This is a genomic window from Streptomyces sp. NPDC017448, assembly GCF_044330565.1.
Lineage (GTDB): Bacteria > Actinomycetota > Actinomycetes > Streptomycetales > Streptomycetaceae > Streptomyces.
This window is the reverse complement of sequence record NZ_JBIRLM010000022.1, coordinates 20,778-35,680: the sequence shown is the minus strand read 5'-3', so window position 1 is coordinate 35,680 and position 14,903 is coordinate 20,778. Positions and strand designations below refer to the sequence as shown.

16 protein-coding genes are annotated in these 14,903 nt (G+C 73.3%); 8 read left to right on the top strand and 8 right to left on the bottom strand.

Features of this window, described 5'->3' with window-relative positions:
* Positions 1 to 73: 73 nt before the first annotated feature.
* The 4 genes from ACH4K1_RS27860 to ACH4K1_RS27845 form a co-directional block, all read right to left on the bottom strand.
* Positions 74 to 655 (bottom strand): hypothetical protein, encoded by a 582-nt coding sequence (locus ACH4K1_RS27860; protein WP_398092328.1) that lies wholly within the window; start codon positions 653 to 655, stop codon positions 74 to 76.
* A complete protein-coding gene (locus ACH4K1_RS27855) occupies positions 652 to 2,142 on the bottom strand; it encodes an ATP-binding protein (protein WP_398092327.1) in 1,491 nt (496 codons plus the stop codon). Before ACH4K1_RS27855 ends, ACH4K1_RS27860 begins: the two co-directional genes overlap by 4 nt.
* Positions 2,139 to 2,822, bottom strand: coding sequence for a response regulator (locus ACH4K1_RS27850; RefSeq protein ID WP_398092326.1), 684 nt, complete (start codon positions 2,820 to 2,822; stop codon positions 2,139 to 2,141). Before ACH4K1_RS27850 ends, ACH4K1_RS27855 begins: the two co-directional genes overlap by 4 nt.
* A 102-nt stretch (positions 2,823 to 2,924) precedes the next feature.
* Complete coding sequence (locus ACH4K1_RS27845) at positions 2,925 to 3,551, bottom strand: class I SAM-dependent methyltransferase (protein ID WP_398092325.1); 627 nt, start codon at positions 3,549 to 3,551, stop codon at positions 2,925 to 2,927.
* Between the two features lie 174 nt (positions 3,552 to 3,725).
* Here ACH4K1_RS27845 and ACH4K1_RS27840 point away from each other — a divergent pair, with 174 nt between their 5' ends.
* On the top strand, positions 3,726 to 4,271 hold the full coding sequence (locus ACH4K1_RS27840) for an MOSC domain-containing protein (RefSeq protein WP_398092398.1): 546 nt from the start codon (positions 3,726 to 3,728) through the stop codon (positions 4,269 to 4,271).
* A 151-nt stretch (positions 4,272 to 4,422) separates the two neighbouring features.
* Here the strand turns inward: ACH4K1_RS27840 and ACH4K1_RS27835 are convergent, their stop codons facing one another.
* Entirely contained in the window at positions 4,423 to 4,935 is a 513-nt protein-coding gene (locus ACH4K1_RS27835; protein ID WP_398092324.1) for a hypothetical protein, read from the bottom strand.
* 1,076 nt (positions 4,936 to 6,011) lie between these two features.
* Here ACH4K1_RS27835 and ACH4K1_RS27830 point away from each other — a divergent pair.
* Together ACH4K1_RS27830 and ACH4K1_RS27825 are read left to right on the top strand one after the other, a co-directional pair.
* Positions 6,012 to 6,668 carry a DedA family protein gene (locus ACH4K1_RS27830; protein WP_398092323.1) on the top strand — a complete coding sequence of 219 codons (657 nt, stop codon included), beginning with the start codon at positions 6,012 to 6,014 and terminating at the stop codon, positions 6,666 to 6,668.
* A gap of 147 nt (positions 6,669 to 6,815) precedes the next feature.
* A complete protein-coding gene (locus ACH4K1_RS27825) occupies positions 6,816 to 7,367 on the top strand; it encodes a tellurite resistance TerB family protein (RefSeq protein ID WP_398092322.1) in 552 nt (183 codons plus the stop codon).
* A 197-nt stretch (positions 7,368 to 7,564) separates the two neighbouring features.
* Here ACH4K1_RS27825 and ACH4K1_RS27820 read toward each other — a convergent pair whose 3' ends face one another.
* A complete protein-coding gene (locus tag ACH4K1_RS27820; RefSeq protein WP_073771667.1) occupies positions 7,565 to 8,056 on the bottom strand; it encodes an FBP domain-containing protein in 492 nt (163 codons plus the stop codon).
* Positions 8,057 to 8,138: 82 nt separating this feature from the next.
* Between ACH4K1_RS27820 and ACH4K1_RS27815 the strand changes: the two genes are divergently transcribed.
* Together ACH4K1_RS27815 and ACH4K1_RS27810 are read left to right on the top strand one after the other, a co-directional pair.
* Entirely contained in the window at positions 8,139 to 8,711 is a 573-nt protein-coding gene (locus ACH4K1_RS27815) for a TetR/AcrR family transcriptional regulator (RefSeq protein WP_398092321.1), read from the top strand.
* A 55-nt stretch (positions 8,712 to 8,766) separates the two neighbouring features.
* A complete protein-coding gene (locus ACH4K1_RS27810; protein ID WP_398092320.1) occupies positions 8,767 to 9,951 on the top strand; it encodes a GDSL-type esterase/lipase family protein in 1,185 nt (394 codons plus the stop codon).
* Positions 9,952 to 10,053: 102 nt separating this feature from the next.
* On the opposite strand, the gene ACH4K1_RS27805 is transcribed toward ACH4K1_RS27810, so the two are convergent.
* Positions 10,054 to 10,635, bottom strand: a complete 582-nt coding sequence (locus ACH4K1_RS27805) for a snapalysin family zinc-dependent metalloprotease (protein WP_398092319.1) — start codon at positions 10,633 to 10,635, stop codon at positions 10,054 to 10,056.
* A gap of 248 nt (positions 10,636 to 10,883) precedes the next feature.
* On the opposite strand from ACH4K1_RS27805, the gene ACH4K1_RS27800 reads away from it, so the two are divergent.
* Together ACH4K1_RS27800 and ACH4K1_RS27795 are read left to right on the top strand one after the other, a co-directional pair.
* A complete protein-coding gene (locus tag ACH4K1_RS27800) occupies positions 10,884 to 11,777 on the top strand; it encodes an NAD-dependent protein deacetylase (protein ID WP_398092318.1) in 894 nt (297 codons plus the stop codon).
* A 202-nt stretch (positions 11,778 to 11,979) separates the two neighbouring features.
* The gene (locus tag ACH4K1_RS27795) at positions 11,980 to 12,810 is read left to right on the top strand and encodes an aldo/keto reductase (RefSeq protein WP_398092317.1); all 831 of its coding nucleotides are present in this window, start codon (positions 11,980 to 11,982) and stop codon (positions 12,808 to 12,810) included.
* Positions 12,811 to 12,969: 159 nt separating this feature from the next.
* Here the strand turns inward: ACH4K1_RS27795 and ACH4K1_RS27790 are convergent, their stop codons facing one another.
* Positions 12,970 to 14,097 (bottom strand): endonuclease/exonuclease/phosphatase family protein, encoded by a 1,128-nt coding sequence (locus ACH4K1_RS27790; RefSeq protein WP_398092316.1) that lies wholly within the window; start codon positions 14,095 to 14,097, stop codon positions 12,970 to 12,972.
* A gap of 87 nt (positions 14,098 to 14,184) precedes the next feature.
* On the opposite strand from ACH4K1_RS27790, the gene ACH4K1_RS27785 reads away from it, so the two are divergent.
* The gene (locus ACH4K1_RS27785; protein WP_398092315.1) at positions 14,185 to 14,883 is read left to right on the top strand and encodes a response regulator transcription factor; all 699 of its coding nucleotides are present in this window, start codon (positions 14,185 to 14,187) and stop codon (positions 14,881 to 14,883) included.
* Positions 14,884 to 14,903: the final 20 nt, after the last annotated feature.

Here is a 14,903-nt window from a genome sequence, read left to right as displayed (position 1 = left end):
GCCCGCCGGAGGGATGGTTCCGGCGGGCCGCCGCTCCGTCGTCGTCCCGTGCCCCGGCCCCTCCCCCGTGTGGTCAGCGTGCCGGGGCCGGGACCGGGCGGACGGGGCAGCCGGCCGGGGCCAGACGCCCGTCCCGGCCGACCAGGCGGACGGAGGGGGCGCCCTGCGGGTGGGCCGCGTACGCGGCCGTGCAGACGAGTTGGGCGCGGGCGGGCGCGGGCAGCGTCCGCACCTTCAGCCTCAGCCTGACCTCGACGGTGGAGCCGCGCGTGAGGACCCCGTCCGCGGCGGACGCCGTGCCCCGCAGCGAGGGGGCGTTGCTCAGGCCGGCCCGCCGCTCCTCCTTGTCCGGTCCGGCGAGCTGGGCGGTGACGGCGGCCCGGGCGGAGAGCGCCCCCTGCGGCTCCTCGCCGTCCGGGGGCGCGCCGCCGCCGTGCCACGGGACGTCGACGATGCGGGGCACCGGCAGCAGGTCCCCCTCCGGCGAGTAGAAGAACAGCAGGAGCCGGGTCTCCCGCGCCGGCAGCAGGTCGCCGACCGCCGGTCTCCCGGCTTCGACGACTCCGGTCTCCTGGATGCCGCAGCCGGTGAGCGGGCCGTGGGCGAGCACCAGCGGTACGGCGAGCCGGACGGCCCGGAGAAGGCGCCTCCTCATGGGGCGGCCGCCGTCCGGCGCGGCCCGTCGTCCGGGCGCCCCTGGCGGGAGGCGGGTCCTTCGAAGGGCAGCTCGACGGTGAACAGCGCACCGCCGCCGGGCGCGTTCCGCGCACGGATCGTGCCGCCGTGGAGCCGTACGTTCTCCCGGGTGATCGCCAGGCCGAGTCCGCTTCCCGATGAGCGGGAACGTGCGGCGTCCGCCTTGTAGAAGCGGTCGAAGATGTGCGGCAGGGCGGTGTCCGCGATCCCGGGGCCGTGGTCCCGCACCTCGACCACCAGGGCGTCCGGGCGCGGCGACAGCCGTACGGTGACCGGTTCGGCGCCGTGGCGCAGGGCGTTGCCGACGAGGTTGGCCACGATGACGTCGAAGCGGCGCGGGTCGAGGCGGATGCGGGCGCCCTCCGCCAGCTCCGTGCCGACCCGGTCGTGCCACTGCCGTCCGGAGAGGGTTCTGCGCACGGCCTCCGCCGCGTCCACCTCGTCGGTGTTCAGCTCGGCCGCGCGGGCGTCGAAGCGGGACATCTCCATCAGGTCCTCCACCAGCAGGGCCAGTTTGCCGGTCTCCGCGCTGATCAGGCGTACCGCCCGCGCGGTGTCCGGGTCGAGCCTCCCGGCGTCCTCGTCGAGGACGTCCGTGACGGCGAGCATCCCGGCGAGCGGGGTGCGCAGTTCGTGCGAGACGTCCGAGGCAAAGCGCCGTGCGCGCGCCCCGGCGTCCTTCAGCTCCTGTACGGAGTGTTCGAGGCGGGCCGCCGAAGTGTTGAACGTCCGGGCGAGGTCGGCCATCTCGTCCCGGCCGCGTACGGCGATCCGGGTGTCGAGCTGCCCGCCGCCCATGGAGTGCGCGGCTCGCCGCAGCTCACGGACGGGCCGCAGCACGCTGCGCGCCGCGAACAGGGCGGGCACCAGGGCTACGGCCAGCCCCGGCAGCGCGCCGTCGCGGGCGGCGGTCACCAGGGCGTCGATGTCGGTCTCCTCGTTCGCCAGGGACATCACGGCGTAGAGGACGAGGCCGCTGGGCACGGCGCGGCCGCCCGCGACGGCCCGGGTCATCACCGGCATCGCGATCGTCAGGTACACGTCCCCGCCCTTGACCACCCGCTGGAAGGCGCCGCGCGGCGACGTGCGCGCGGAACGGCGCAGTTCGGCGGTCAGGACGCCGGAGGCGGGCCGGTCGCCCGAGGAGACGCGGACCGATCCGTACTCGGCGAACACGATCCACGGATGGGGTTTGGAGCGCGCCGCGATGTCGTACAGCGCCCACCGGGTCGCCTCCCGGTCCAGGGGCAGTCCGGGGACGAACCGTTCGGCCTCCTCGCGGAACGAGGCGACGGCCGTGTCCTGCGCACGTTCGAGGACCGCGCTGCGCGCCTCGCGGTAGGTCAGTGCGGCGGTCGTGACCGCGCTGACGGCGGCCACCAGCAGGAACGCGAGCACCAGCCGGGTGCGCACGCCGAACGCGGCGGCCGCTCCGGGTATCTTCACAGCGGGCCGAAGCGGTAGCCGAATCCCCGCTGGGTCTGGATGTACCGGGGATGGTCGGACCGGTCCTCGACCTTGATGCGCAGGCGGCGCACGCAGGCGTCCACCAGGCGTACGTCGCTGTGGTAGCTGTGGTCCCAGACCTCTTCCAGGAGTCGCTGGCGGCTGAAGACCCGGCCCGGTTCGGCGGACAGGAACAGCAGCAGCTTCAGTTCGGACGGTGCCAGGGGGACCGGCTCACCCGCTTTGAGGACGGTGTGCCCGGCACGGTCGACGTCGAGGTCGCCGTGGTGTTCGACGGCGGGACGCGGGCCGGCGGGGGCTTCGACGCTGCGCAGCACGGCACGGATGCGGGCATCGATGACCTCGGTGCGGGCGGGTTTGACGACGTAGTCGTCCGCTCCCGCCTCCAGGCCGACGACGATGTCCACGTCGTCGCCGCGAGCGGTGAGCATGATGATCGGTAACTGGCTGGTGGCGCGCACCCGGCGGCACACCTCGACGCCGTCCATCCGGGGGAGCATCAGGTCGAGCAGCAGCAGGTCGGGGCGGAACGCGGCCAGCGCCTCCAGTCCGGCCTCCCCGGTCGCGGTGGCGAGGACTTCGTGGCCGCGTCGCCGCAGCCCCATCTCGACGCCGTCCCGTACGGAGGGGTCGTCTTCGACCAGGACGACGCGTGGCATGCCGTATCTCCAGACGCGGGGAGGGGGGAGAAGGAGGAGGCGGGTCCGGGGCCGCGGCGGGGTGGTGGCGCCGTGACGATCCGGTCCCCGGGGGGGGAGGGTTCAGCCGGTGACGCTGGTGTGCACGCTGACCGCGTAGCCGCCGCCCTCGTGGTAGGGGTCGCCGTTCCAGGTCGCGTACCGCTGTCGCAGTGTCAGCCCGGCCCGGGCGCACCAGTCGTCGAACTCGGTGAGGGCCACCGGCGCCTCCGCCAGCGGCAGATGGGCCGTGTCCAGTCCCATGCCGGTGACCAGCAGGCCGCCGGGGCGCAGTACGGCGGCGAGGTGTCCGACGACGGTCGCCCCGGTGCCGGGAGCCAGGAGGGGGATGACGTTCCCGGCGGCGAGCACCAGGTCGAAGTCCGTGTCCAGGCCGAGGGCGTCCAGCCGGGCCAGGTCGCCGAGGAGCCACTCCTGCCCGGGCGCTTCCCGGCGGGCGACGGCGAGCATCGAGGAGTCGACGTCCACTCCGGTGCAGCGGTGGCCCAGCTCGGCGAGGCGGATCGCGATGCGGCCGGTTCCGCAGCCCGCGTCGAGGACCTTGGCGGCGGGCCCCACCAGGGTGGCGCAGAAGGTCGCCTCGCCATGGACGTCATGGCCCGAAGCGGCGAGCCGGGCGAAGCGCTGCGCGTACTCCTCCCCCGCCTGTCCCCCGGTCAGTTCCGCCCAGCGGTCGCGCTGCCCAGTCATGTTTTCCCGTTTCCTCCGGTCGGCTCCCCCCAGCGGGAGCATAATCGAGCGCGCCGTACGGAGCCCCGCTCGGGCGGCCCCGGCCGCCGTACGGGCCGCCGCCCCGACCCGCTCGCCCGGGGACGCGGCTTCGGGGTACCGTCCCGGCAGGGCGGACGGAGCACGGAGGGCATGATGGGCGGTCAGGTCACGGCGGTGTGCCGCAGCGAGCGGTACGCGTTCAGCAAGCCCGTCCGCCCGTCCGTCACCCTGCTCGCCGGGCTCGGTGTGGAGGGCGACGTGCACGCGGGCAGGACGATCCGCCACCAGTTCCGCATGACGTACGAGCCCGATCTGCCCAACCTGCGCCAGGTCCACCTGATGCACGAGGAGCTCTTCGCGGAGCTGGCGCTCAAGGGGTACGACGTGTCGGCGGGCCGCCTGGGCGAGAACATCACCACCGCGGGGGTGGACCTCCTCGGCCTTCCCACCGGAGCTCGGCTGCGCCTGGGCGCGGAGGCGGTGCTGGAGGTGACCGGGCTGCGCAACCCGTGCGCGAAGATCAACGACTTCCGCGAGGGGCTGCTGGGCGAGGTCTTCTCCCTGGATCCCGTGTCGGGCGGGTTCACGTTCAAGGCGGGGGTCATGGCCGTGGTGCTGAGCGGGGGGACGGTCCGCGCCGGCGACCCGGTCGAGGTCGAACTGCCGCCGCTCCCCCACCGGCCCCTGGAGCGCGTGTAGGGGCCCTTCGCCCCGGAGCACGGGGCGGGCGGCCGGGTTCAACCCCGTCCCCGTCCCCGTCCCCAGGAGACGACAGCACCGGATTCCGCCGGCGGGACGGCCGTGCGGCGAGCGGGCACACGGGCGCCGGGGACCGCGTGCCCGCCCGGTCTCAGTCCTCCTGCTCCAAGGAGTCCGCGAAGGCGCGCAGCGCGTCGGCCAGCTCCTTCTTCGTGGGCAGTTCGTCGACCTTCTTCTCCAGTTCGCCGATGCGCTCGGCGAGCTCCGCGAGGTCGGCCGGAGCCGTGGGCGAAGGGGTGGGCCCGCCGGTGGCGGGCGGTCCGCTCGGACTGGGCTCGGACCCCCCGGAGGATCCGGAGTCACCGCCCTGCGATCCCCCGGAACCGCTCACGCTCCCGCCGCTGTCGGCGCCCTCGGAACCGCCCTCGCTCCCTCCCCCGTCGGTCCCTCCGGAACCGCTCACACTCCCGCCGTCGACGCCGCCCGAGACCTCGCCGCCGCCGCTCGACTCCGGGGGCACGCTCTCGACCGGCGCCGGACCGGTCGGCCCGTCGTCCGACGTCCCCGCCGCCAGCGCCCCGCCGACGCCGAACACCACCGCGGCGGCGGCTCCGACCAGTGCGGCCGTCATGCGTCCCGCCCGTATCTTTCCCATGGTCGCCATGGTGCGGAGCCTAACCACCGCGTCGGGCGGAAGGACCGGTTCCCGCAGAGCCGTGCGAACGATCGGCGGAAACGCGCCCCGGCCGTCGGGGACGGGACGTGCCGCTCGTCCGTGATCGCGGGCGGCGCCGCGTCGCCGGTGTGCCGGACGCGGGCGCGGTCGGCCCCGGCGCCCGGCACCGCGATGCGGCCCCGGTCGCGCGGTGCGGAGTGGGAACGCCCCCGGGGCACCGGCGGAAATGGGCTTCAGGTTCGCTTCAGTTCGGGCTGTTAGAGTGCAGTCCTGCGGCGGCAATTCGCCGAGCGGCTCGGGTATTTCGTCCTACGAGCCGAATCGACCGGGACAGGGAGCGTAGGAATGCGCCGCAAGGAGATGTCGGCCTTCTACGCCGTCCTCTCCGTGCTCCTGATGGTGTCCGCGCTCGCTCTCGGCTCCTTCGCTCAGACTCCGCAGCCCGCCGGCCCGGCGGCTCATTCCCCGGCCGTTTCCGTGTTCGACACGTCCGGGCCGAGCATGCCGCTGGAACGCCTGGACGGTGACGCCACACTCCAGCAGCGCCACAAAGCGGGAAACACGACGGCGTCCTCCCCCGTTCAGGCGGGCGCTCCCTCCTCACCGCCGGATCTGCACGACTGCGCGTCGGACATCGTCCGTCAGCACGCGTCGCCCCCGGGGTCGCGAAGTCCTGTCCAGCTCCGGATCCTTCGCTGCTGAGTGAGCGGCCCCTCGGTCCGGGCCGCGTCCCCCCGGGCCCCCGGACCGCAGGAGACGGTACGACGGCCCAGCCTTCGGCGCGGCACGTCGTACCGTCTCCGGCCCTGCGGTGAACCGACCCGTGCTGTTCGGGCGTCGGCCGTCCGCCGGTGAATACGCGCCGTCGCCCCGCTTTCCCCCCGTCCCGTATTCCGCAGTTCGCATTTTCCGCCCGTACGCGCATTCCGTGGTCCGCACCCCGGAGAAATGCGTCGCAATTCGGGCGGCACGGGTTTCTGGCGCATTTCTCGACCCGCCCCGTACGAAGCCGGATCGCCCGGTACTCCGGCCCCGGCCCCGCATCAGTCCTGGAGCAGACGCATATGCATCACATTCCCCTCGCATCGGAGCCGACGAGCGGCATCGCCGGGTGGGCGACCAGCCTCGTCGACACCATGGGCGGCCCGGGGGCCGGGTTGGCGATCGCCCTGGAGAACCTCTTCCCCCCGCTGCCGAGCGAGGTCATTCTGCCGCTGACGGGCTTCGCCGCCGGGCAGGGGGTGATCAGCCTGTTCTCCGCCCTCTTCTGGACGACGCTGGGGTCGGTGGTGGGTGCTGTCGCCCTATACCAGATCGGCGCCCTCTTCGGCCGGGACCGCATGTACGCCCTGTGGGAGCGGCTTCCCCTGGTGAAGGTCTCCGACCTGGAGAAGACCGAGAAGTGGTTCCAGAAGCACGGCATGAAAGCCATCTTCTTCGGCCGGATGATCCCGATCTTCCGTAGTCTGATCAGCGTCCCGGCCGGCGTCGAGCGGATGCCGCTGCCGACCTTCGTGCTCTTCACCGCTCTCGGCAGCTTCCTGTGGAACACCGTCCTCGTCATGGCGGGTTATCTGCTGGGCGACCAGTGGGACCTCGTGGAGCGTTACGTCGGGGTGCTCTCCAAGGCGGTGCTCGTGCTGGTCGTCGCGGCACTGGTCGTGGCGGTCGTCCGCAGGGTGCGGACCCGCCGGGGGGAGCGGCAGAAGGACCACACGTGACCGTTTCGGCGGACCGTCCGGGGCCCGGCGCCGCGGACGGCTCACCGGTCACCCGGCGGGGGCCGCCCCCGGGCGGTCCCCGAACACCCGTTACTGGAAGCCGCGTACGGTGCGCGGACCATCGATCCGATCGACAAGGTGGCAGACATGGCTATGTGGGACCGCATCAAGGAACAGGCCAAGGGGTTGCAGCAGCAGTCGCAGGGCGCCGGGGGCGCGGCCGGCGGCCGGCAGCCGGGAGCAGCGGCGGGGGGCGGCTCGAAGGAGAAGCTGGTCGGGCTTCTCAAGTCCCAGCTGGGTTCGATCAAGACGGAGTTGAAGAGCGGTGCGTACCGGGATGCCAGTATGGCGATGTGCGCCCTGGTCGCGGCCGCCGACGGCTCCGTCGACCCCGCTGAGCGGCAGCACGTGGAGTCGCTGATCCTGCGGAACGACGTCCTGCAGAACTTCCCGCCCGAGCAGTTGCGGCAGAGGTTCAACAAGCACGTCGACCAGCTGATGTCCAACTTCCCGCAGGGCAAGGCGGACGCCATGCAGGAGATCGCGAAGGCGGCGAAGAAGCCGGTGGAGGCCAAGGCGGTCGTCCAGACCGGCTTCGTGATCGCCGGTGCGGACGGGTACATCGCCCCGGCCGAGGCCCAGGTGCTGCGCGAGGCGTGCACGGCGCTCGGGGTCTCGCCGCAGGAGTTCGGCCTCTGAGGTCCGGCCGTAAGCACCCGGTGCGGGCCCCGGCCCCCTCATGAAACCGGTCGCCTCGCCGTGCACGGCGGCGGGTACGGAGCGGGTCGCTCCGCCCCTCTCCTCCTCGGCCGCCCCGGGCGCCCGGTGGAGCGGCGGGCGGCCACGCCTCTTCTCCTCCTGCGGGCCCGGCTCCGGGCCCGCAGGAGGAGAGGCGGTCAGGCGGTCACCTTGGCGATGAACGCGGCGAGGTTCCCCACGGTCCGTTCGATCTGCTGCTCCAAGGGGAGGGACTCGCGCAGCCGCCCGCCCATGCCCGCGTCCTTCTTCCCCCGTACATAGAGGGAGCAGGCGAGGTCGCTGCACATGTACGTACCGACCGAGTTGCCCTGCTGGCCCGCCTTGCCCGACCGGGGCGCCACCAGCAGCGAGACTCCCCCGGTGTGGACGGTCAGACAGATCGGGCACATGCTGCGGCGGGTCTGCCAGGAACCGGCGTCGGAGGAGCGGAGCTGGATGGCGACCGGCCCTTCCCCGGTCGGCAGCACCAGGTAGGCGCGGTCGGGGGCCTGCGGGTCGCGCCAGCCCAGGAAGTCGAGGTCGTCCCAGGGCCGGTCGGCCAGGTCGCGCGGGACGGACAGGCGCTTGGCCTCGCCCTTGGTGCAGTTCACGAAGGCGGTGCGGATCTCTTGCTCGGTCAGGGGCTTCATACGAACCACGCTAAGTTGCCTAAAAGCATTAGGCAAACGTATATTTTCTTAGGTCATCAGCGGTAAGTATTCGGGGAGCGGCATGGCGCGAGCAGGGCTGGGCACGGAGAGCGTGGCACGGGCGGGGGCCGAACTGGCGGACGAGATCGGCTTCGAGCACGTGACCCCCTCGGAGCTCGCCCGGAAGCTGGGCGTGCGGACCGCGAGCCTGTACTCGCACGTCAAGAACGCCCACGACCTCAGGACGAGGATCGCGCTGCTGGCCCTGGAAGAACTCGCCGACGAGGCGTCGGCGGCCATCGCGGGACGGGCCGGCCGGGACGCGCTCCACGCCTTCGCCGACGCCTACCGCGACTACGCGCTCCGGCACCCGGGCCGTTTCGCCGCGGCGCGGCACCGGCTCGACCCGGAAGCGGCGGCGGCGAGTGCGGGCGCACGGCACTCCCTGCTGACCCGGGCCGTCCTGCGCGACTACGACCTGGACGCCGCCCAGGAGACGCACGCGGTGCGGCTCCTGGGCGGGTTCTTCAACGGTTACGTGCAACTGGAGGCGGCGGGCGGCTTCAGCCACAGCTCCCCCGCCTCCGAGGAGAGCTGGAGGGAGATCATCGACGCGCTCGACTCCCTGCTGCGCGCCTGGCCCGCCCCGTCCTGACCTCTGGCACGCCCCCGCGGCCCCCGCCCTCGCGACGAACGAAGAGACCGAGCACATGAGCACCCCTCACGACTGGACCACGACTCCGATCACCGCCGACATCCTGCGGGGCGCTCTCGACCTGGAGCGGACCGAGCGGGGGGTGCTGCCGCACCGGCTGCCCGCGCGGGCACGGCGGCAGATCCCGGACGGGCAGCTCGCCATGGCCGAGTCGCAGCCCTCCGGGGTCCGCCTGGCGTTCCGCACCCGGGCCACCGCCGTGGAGCTGGACGTGGTGGCCACCAAGCGGGTCTACGCCGGAGCACCGCCGCGTCCCGACGGGGTGTACGAGCTCCTGGTGGACGGCCGCCTCACCGCCCGGGCCGGCGTGCCCGACGGAGACACGCTCACGATCGACATGGCCGCGGGGGCGACACGGGTCCGGCCGGGCCCGACGGAGACGCTCCGGTTCACCGGGCTGCCGGGCGACGAGAAGGACGTCGAGATCTGGCTGCCCCACGACGAGACGACCTGCCTGGTCGCCCTGCGTACCGACGCCCCGGTCCTGAGCCCCCGGCCGAGCGGACGGCCCGTCTGGCTGCACCACGGCAGCTCCATCAGCCACGGTTCCAACGCGACCGCCCCGACCGGCACCTGGCCCGCCCTGGCTGCTTCCCTGGGCGGGGCCGAACTGATCAATCTGGGGTTCGGCGGCGGCGCGCTGCTCGACCCCTTCACGGCCCGCGCCATGCGCGACACACCGGCCGACCTGCTCAGCGTCAAGATCGGCATCAACGTGGTCAACGCCGATCTGATGCGGTCGCGCGCATTCGGTCCGGCCGTCCACGGCTTCCTCGACACCCTCCGCGAGGGACACCCCACCGCTCCCCTGCTGGTGGTCTCACCGATCTGCTGCCCCATCCATGAGGACACCCCGGGCCCCAGCGCCCCGGACACCAGCGCGATGAGCGAGGGACGGCTGCGGTTCCGGGCCACCGGTGATCCGGCGGAGACGGCCGCGGGAAAGCTCACCCTCACCGTCATCCGGGACGAACTGGCCCGGCTCGTCGAACAGCGCGCGGCCACGGACCCCCGCCTGTACCACCTGGACGGGCTGGACCTCTACGGCCCGAGCGATCATGCGGAACTCCCGTTGCCCGACGCCCTGCACCCGGACCCCGCCGCCCACCGGCGCATCGCCGAGCGGTTCGCGCGGCACGCCTTCGGCCCCGGCGGGCCGTTCGCCCGGCAGGACCGGTAGCCGCGCGCCGTTCTCGGCCGGGACGACGGGCGGGGGCCGGGACGACGGGCGGGGGCCGGTGCGGCACGAACCCGGCGCCCCGCCCTCCGCCGTCCTCTCCGGCTACGGGGCGTCGACCAGGAGGCGGCCGTCGGCCGGGGCGAGGGAGGCGAGGCCGCGCCCGTAGGCGGCCTCCACGCGGGACCGCTCGGTCGCGTTGGGAACCGCGTTCGTGCAGCTCGTTCCGGCGCTGGAACCCGACATCAGCTGGGAGCAGGGGCCGGGCTTGGTGTCCGGCAGGCCCAGGCTGTGGCCGAGTTCATGGGCGGCGATACGGGTCTTGTCGTGCCCTTGCGCGACCGCCTGGCTGCCCAGCTCCACCCGGGCCTGCCCGCCGGGGCGGACCGGGCCGAGGGTGGCCTGCGGCCAGCCGCTGGTGGCCACGATCTGTATCTCGGCACGGGTGCCGGGGGCGGCTTCGACGAGCTTGACGTTGCCGACGTTCGCGTTCCAGGAGGCGACGCCCGCGGCGATCGCCGCCTCCCAGCCGCCGGCCCGGCTGTCGTCGTAGCGGAGCGTCACCGCGGCTGCCGTGCTCTCCGTCGCCGCCGAGGCCGGCACGGGGGCGGCGTGCGAGGCCGTCGCCGCGGCCAGGGTGATCGCCGCGGCGACTCCGGCCGCCTTGAACCATCTCGAATCCAGCATTGCTGTCCCTTCACTCATGGGGGGGCTCGGCTCCACGGGGGAGCCGGGCGAGTGGGAGGACGGCGCGCGGCTCACGGGGAACCGAGCGGCCACGATGACCGGTTGCCGCTCTCCCGGGGCCGCAGGAACCTATGCCGCACGACCACCTTGATCATGCACCTGCCATAAAACACGGCCGGAAACCTCCCCCCGCCCTCAGGCGGCTCCGGGCCCGCCGCGCCCGGCGGCCGACTCCGTACCCTGGGGACATGCGCATGCGACCCACGCTCAGCTGGAGCTCCGCCGAGGAACCGCCGCCGGGCACGACCGACCTGGAACCGGTGGTCGAGGCGCTGCGCGGCGGTGGAGTCCTGGTCCTGAGCGGAGCCGGCATCTCCACGGAGTCGGGCATCCCCGACTACCGGGGCGAGGGCGGGAGCCTGAGCCGGCACACCCCGATGACGTACCAGGACTTCACCGCCGACGCCGGGGCCCGACGCCGCTACTGGGCGCGCAGCCATCTCGGCTGGCGTACGTTCGGGCGCGCCCGGCCGAACGCCGGGCACCGGGCGGTGGCCGCGTTCGAGCGGCGGGGGCTGCTCACGGGCGTGATCACCCAGAACGTCGACGGCCTGCACCAGGCCGCCGGCAGCGAGGGCGCCGTGGACCTCCACGGGCGGCTGGACCGGGTGGTCTGCCTCTCCTGCGGCGACCTCAGCCCGCGCCGCGAGCTGGCGCACCGGCTGGAGCGGGCCAACGAGGGCTTCGCGCCGGTGGCCGCCGCGATGAACCCGGACGGCGACGCCGATCTCACCGACGAGCAGGTCGGGGACTTCACCGTGGCGCCCTGCGCCGTCTGCGGGGGCATCCTCAAACCGGACGTGGTCTTCTTCGGCGAAGCCGTGCCCCCGCCGCGGGTCGAGCGCTGCCGCGCGCTGGTCCGCGAGGCGGACGCCCTGCTGGTCCTGGGCTCCTCGCTGACCGTGATGTCCGGGCTCCGGTTCGTCCGCCAGGCCGCGGAGGCCGGTACGCCGGTACTGATCGTCAACCGGGACGCGACCCGGGGCGACCGGTACGCCGCGCCCCGCATCGCCCTGCCGCTGGGAGCGGCCCTCACCACCGCGGCCGACCGGCTCGGCATCCCCCTCCCCGGCCCCGCGTAGCGGACGAAGTGAGGCGGACGGGCGCCGACGACGGACGGCCGGCCGCCCCCGGCGCGACTCTGCACGCAGAGAGCATTACCGATATAGATACTTATGGGCAGTTTTCTGCCCGGTCAGTCGGGTATCCGGCAGAGAGGCGGAGTGCGGCGTTCCGCCTTCCGTTCCCCTCCGCCTTCCGAGGCGCCGACAGCGAGGAGCAACCGTGCCCGCAGTACCCGACATCACCCTCAACAACGGTGTGACCATTCCCCAGCTGGGCTTCGGCACCTTCCAGATCCCGCCGGACGAGACCTGCGAGACCACGCTCGCCGCTCTGGAGACCGGCTACCGGCACATCGACACGGCGCAGATGTACGGCAACGAGAAGGGGGTCGGCCAGGCCGTCCGCGAATCGGGGCTCGACCGCGCCGACGTCTTCGTGACGAGCAAACTGAACAACGGCGCCCACGCGCACGACGAGGCCCTGCGGGCGTTCGACCGCACCATGGAGGAGCTGGACCTCGACTACCTGGACCTCTTCCTCATCCACTGGCCCCTGCCGGGAGGTCCGGGCGACTTCGTGGAGGCGTGGAAGGCCCTGGAGGAGATCTACCGCTCCGGGCGCGTCAAGGCGATCGGGGTCTCCAACTTCCAGGAGAACCACTTGCGCCGACTGCTGGACGCCGCCACGGTGGTGCCCGCCGTCAACCAGATCGAGGTGCACCCCTACCTCACCCAGGACGCCCTCCGCGCCTTCGGGTCGGAGCACGGCATCGCCACGGAGGCCTGGTCGCCCATCGCCCAGGGCAAGGTGCTCTCGGACCCGACGATCGCCCGCATCGCCGAGCGGGTGGGCAGGACACCCGCGCAGGTGGTGCTGCGGTGGCATCTGCAGCGCGGGGACATCGTCTTCCCCAAGTCGGTGACGCTGAAGCGCATCCAGGACAACTTCGCGCTCTTCGACTTCGAGCTGACCGAAGGGGACGTCGGGGAGATCGCGGCCCTCGACCGCGGCGAGCGCACCGGGCCCGACCCGGACACGTTCAACGGCTGACCCGGCCCACGCGCGGGGCGGGCCCGGCCCGGGGCACGCCCCGCGTACGCGAGGCCTCGACGCGGGTCGGCGCGCCGGTTTCCGCCGCTGCGGGCTCTCGGGGTGTCGCGGCCGGAAAGGAAACGGAAAGGAAAGGGCGGGCCGCGGAAGCCGCCGTGTTCACCAGCTGACCCGGGCCGCCACCGGCAGATGGTCGCTGCCGGTGGCGGGCAGGACCCAGGAGCTCTCCGGCCGCACGCCCCGTACCAGGATGTGGTCGATGCGTACGACGGGGAACGCGGCCGGCCAGGTGAAGCCGAAGCCGGCCCCGGCCGCCTCCTGGGCCGGTTCCATCCGCGACGTGAGGCCGGCGTACGCGCGGTCGTCCAGGGTGCCGTTCAGGTCGCCGAGCAGCACCGCCCGTCCGTTCTTCTCGGCGGCGACGGCCCGGCCCAGCGACTGCGCGCCCGCGTCCCGTCGGCCCACGGCGAGCCCGGCCCTGGGGTTGACGCGGACGGACCCCAGATGCGCCACGTAGACCGCCAGCGGCCCGTGGTCCGTGGCCACCGTCGTCCGCAGGCCCCGGTTGTCGGCCATCTTCACCTCGGCGGGCTTGGCGTCGCCCAGCGGCCCCGCGTCCAGGGCGACGTCGACCGGCCGGGTGTCCGACAACGGGAACCTGCTCCACACTCCCACCGTGCTCTGCACCGTGTGGTGCGGATACGCCGTGGCCAGTTCCTTCTCGTATACCCCCCGGGCGTGTGCGGCCAGCTCCTCCAGGGCCAGCACGTCCGCGCCGGAACCGGCCAGGGCGCGGGCGGTGCCGACCGGATCGGGGTTCTCCGCCCCGACGTTGTGGGAGGCCACCACGAGGTCGCCGCCCGGACGGGTCTTGTCGGTGAGCAGTCCGCCGAAGAGGTTCAGCCAGACCGCGGCCGGCAGGAGCACGGCGAGGGCGGCGAGGGCGGAGCGGCGCAGCAGCGCCCCCGCCAGCAGCACCGGGACCGTCAGGCCGAACCAGGGCAGGAAGGTCTCGACCAGGCTGCCGAGGTTCCCGATCCGGTTCGGGATGCTCGCGTGGAGCAGCGGGAGCAGGCCCAGGAGCACCGCTGCGGCCGCGAGCAGTCGGCCGCGCCGCCGGAGGCCCGGCCTGCCGGGCGGCCCGACCGTGCCGGTGGAGCCGGTCGTGTGCGTTCCTCCGGCCGGGTGCGTCCGGTCCGCCGGGTCCGTCCCGGCCGTCGTCATCGTCTGTCCTCGTCGGCTGCCGGCCACGGTCGCGTTCTCGGGTCCTGTGCGGGGTCGAGTCATGGTGCCAGTGAAGGCGGGGCCCGGTTGCCGGCGCATATGCGCTTTTCGATACGCGGACGACAGGCGCCGGCTCCTACCATCGGGGACATGCGTGTGCTGATCGTCGAGGACGAGCTCTTTCTGGCGGAGGCCGTCCGCGACGGTCTGCGGCGGGCGGCCATCGCGGCCGACATCGCGGGGGACGGCGACACCGCGCTGGAGCTGCTGAGCGTCAACTCCTACGACATCGCCGTCCTCGACCGTGACGTTCCGGGTCCCTCGGGCGACGCGATCGCCCGGCACATCGTCGCCTCCGGGAGCGGCACGCCGATCCTCATGCTGACCGCCGCCGACCGGCTCGACGACAAGGCGTCCGGGTTCGGACTCGGCGCCGACGACTACCTGACGAAACCCTTCGAACTGCGGGAACTCGTCCTCCGGCTCCGGGCTCTCGACCGCAGACGCGCCCACAGCCGGCCTCCCGTACGGGAGATCGCCGGCCTGCGGATCGACCCGTTCCGCAGAGAGGTGTACCGGGACGGCCGGTATGTGGCGCTGACCCGGAAGCAGTTCGCCGTGCTCGACGTCCTGACCGCGGCGGAAGGCGGTGTCGTCAGCGCCGAGGAGCTCCTCGAACGCGCGTGGGACGAGAACGCCGATCCGTTCACCAACGCCGTGCGCATCACCGTGTCGGCCCTGCGCAAACGTCTGGGGGAGCCCGGGATCATCGCGACCGTGCCGGGCGCCGGGTACCGCGTCGAAGCGGGGGCGGACGCCGGGGCCGAGGATGGCGAGGAGCGTGGTTAGGGGCGGGCACGACGGGGTCG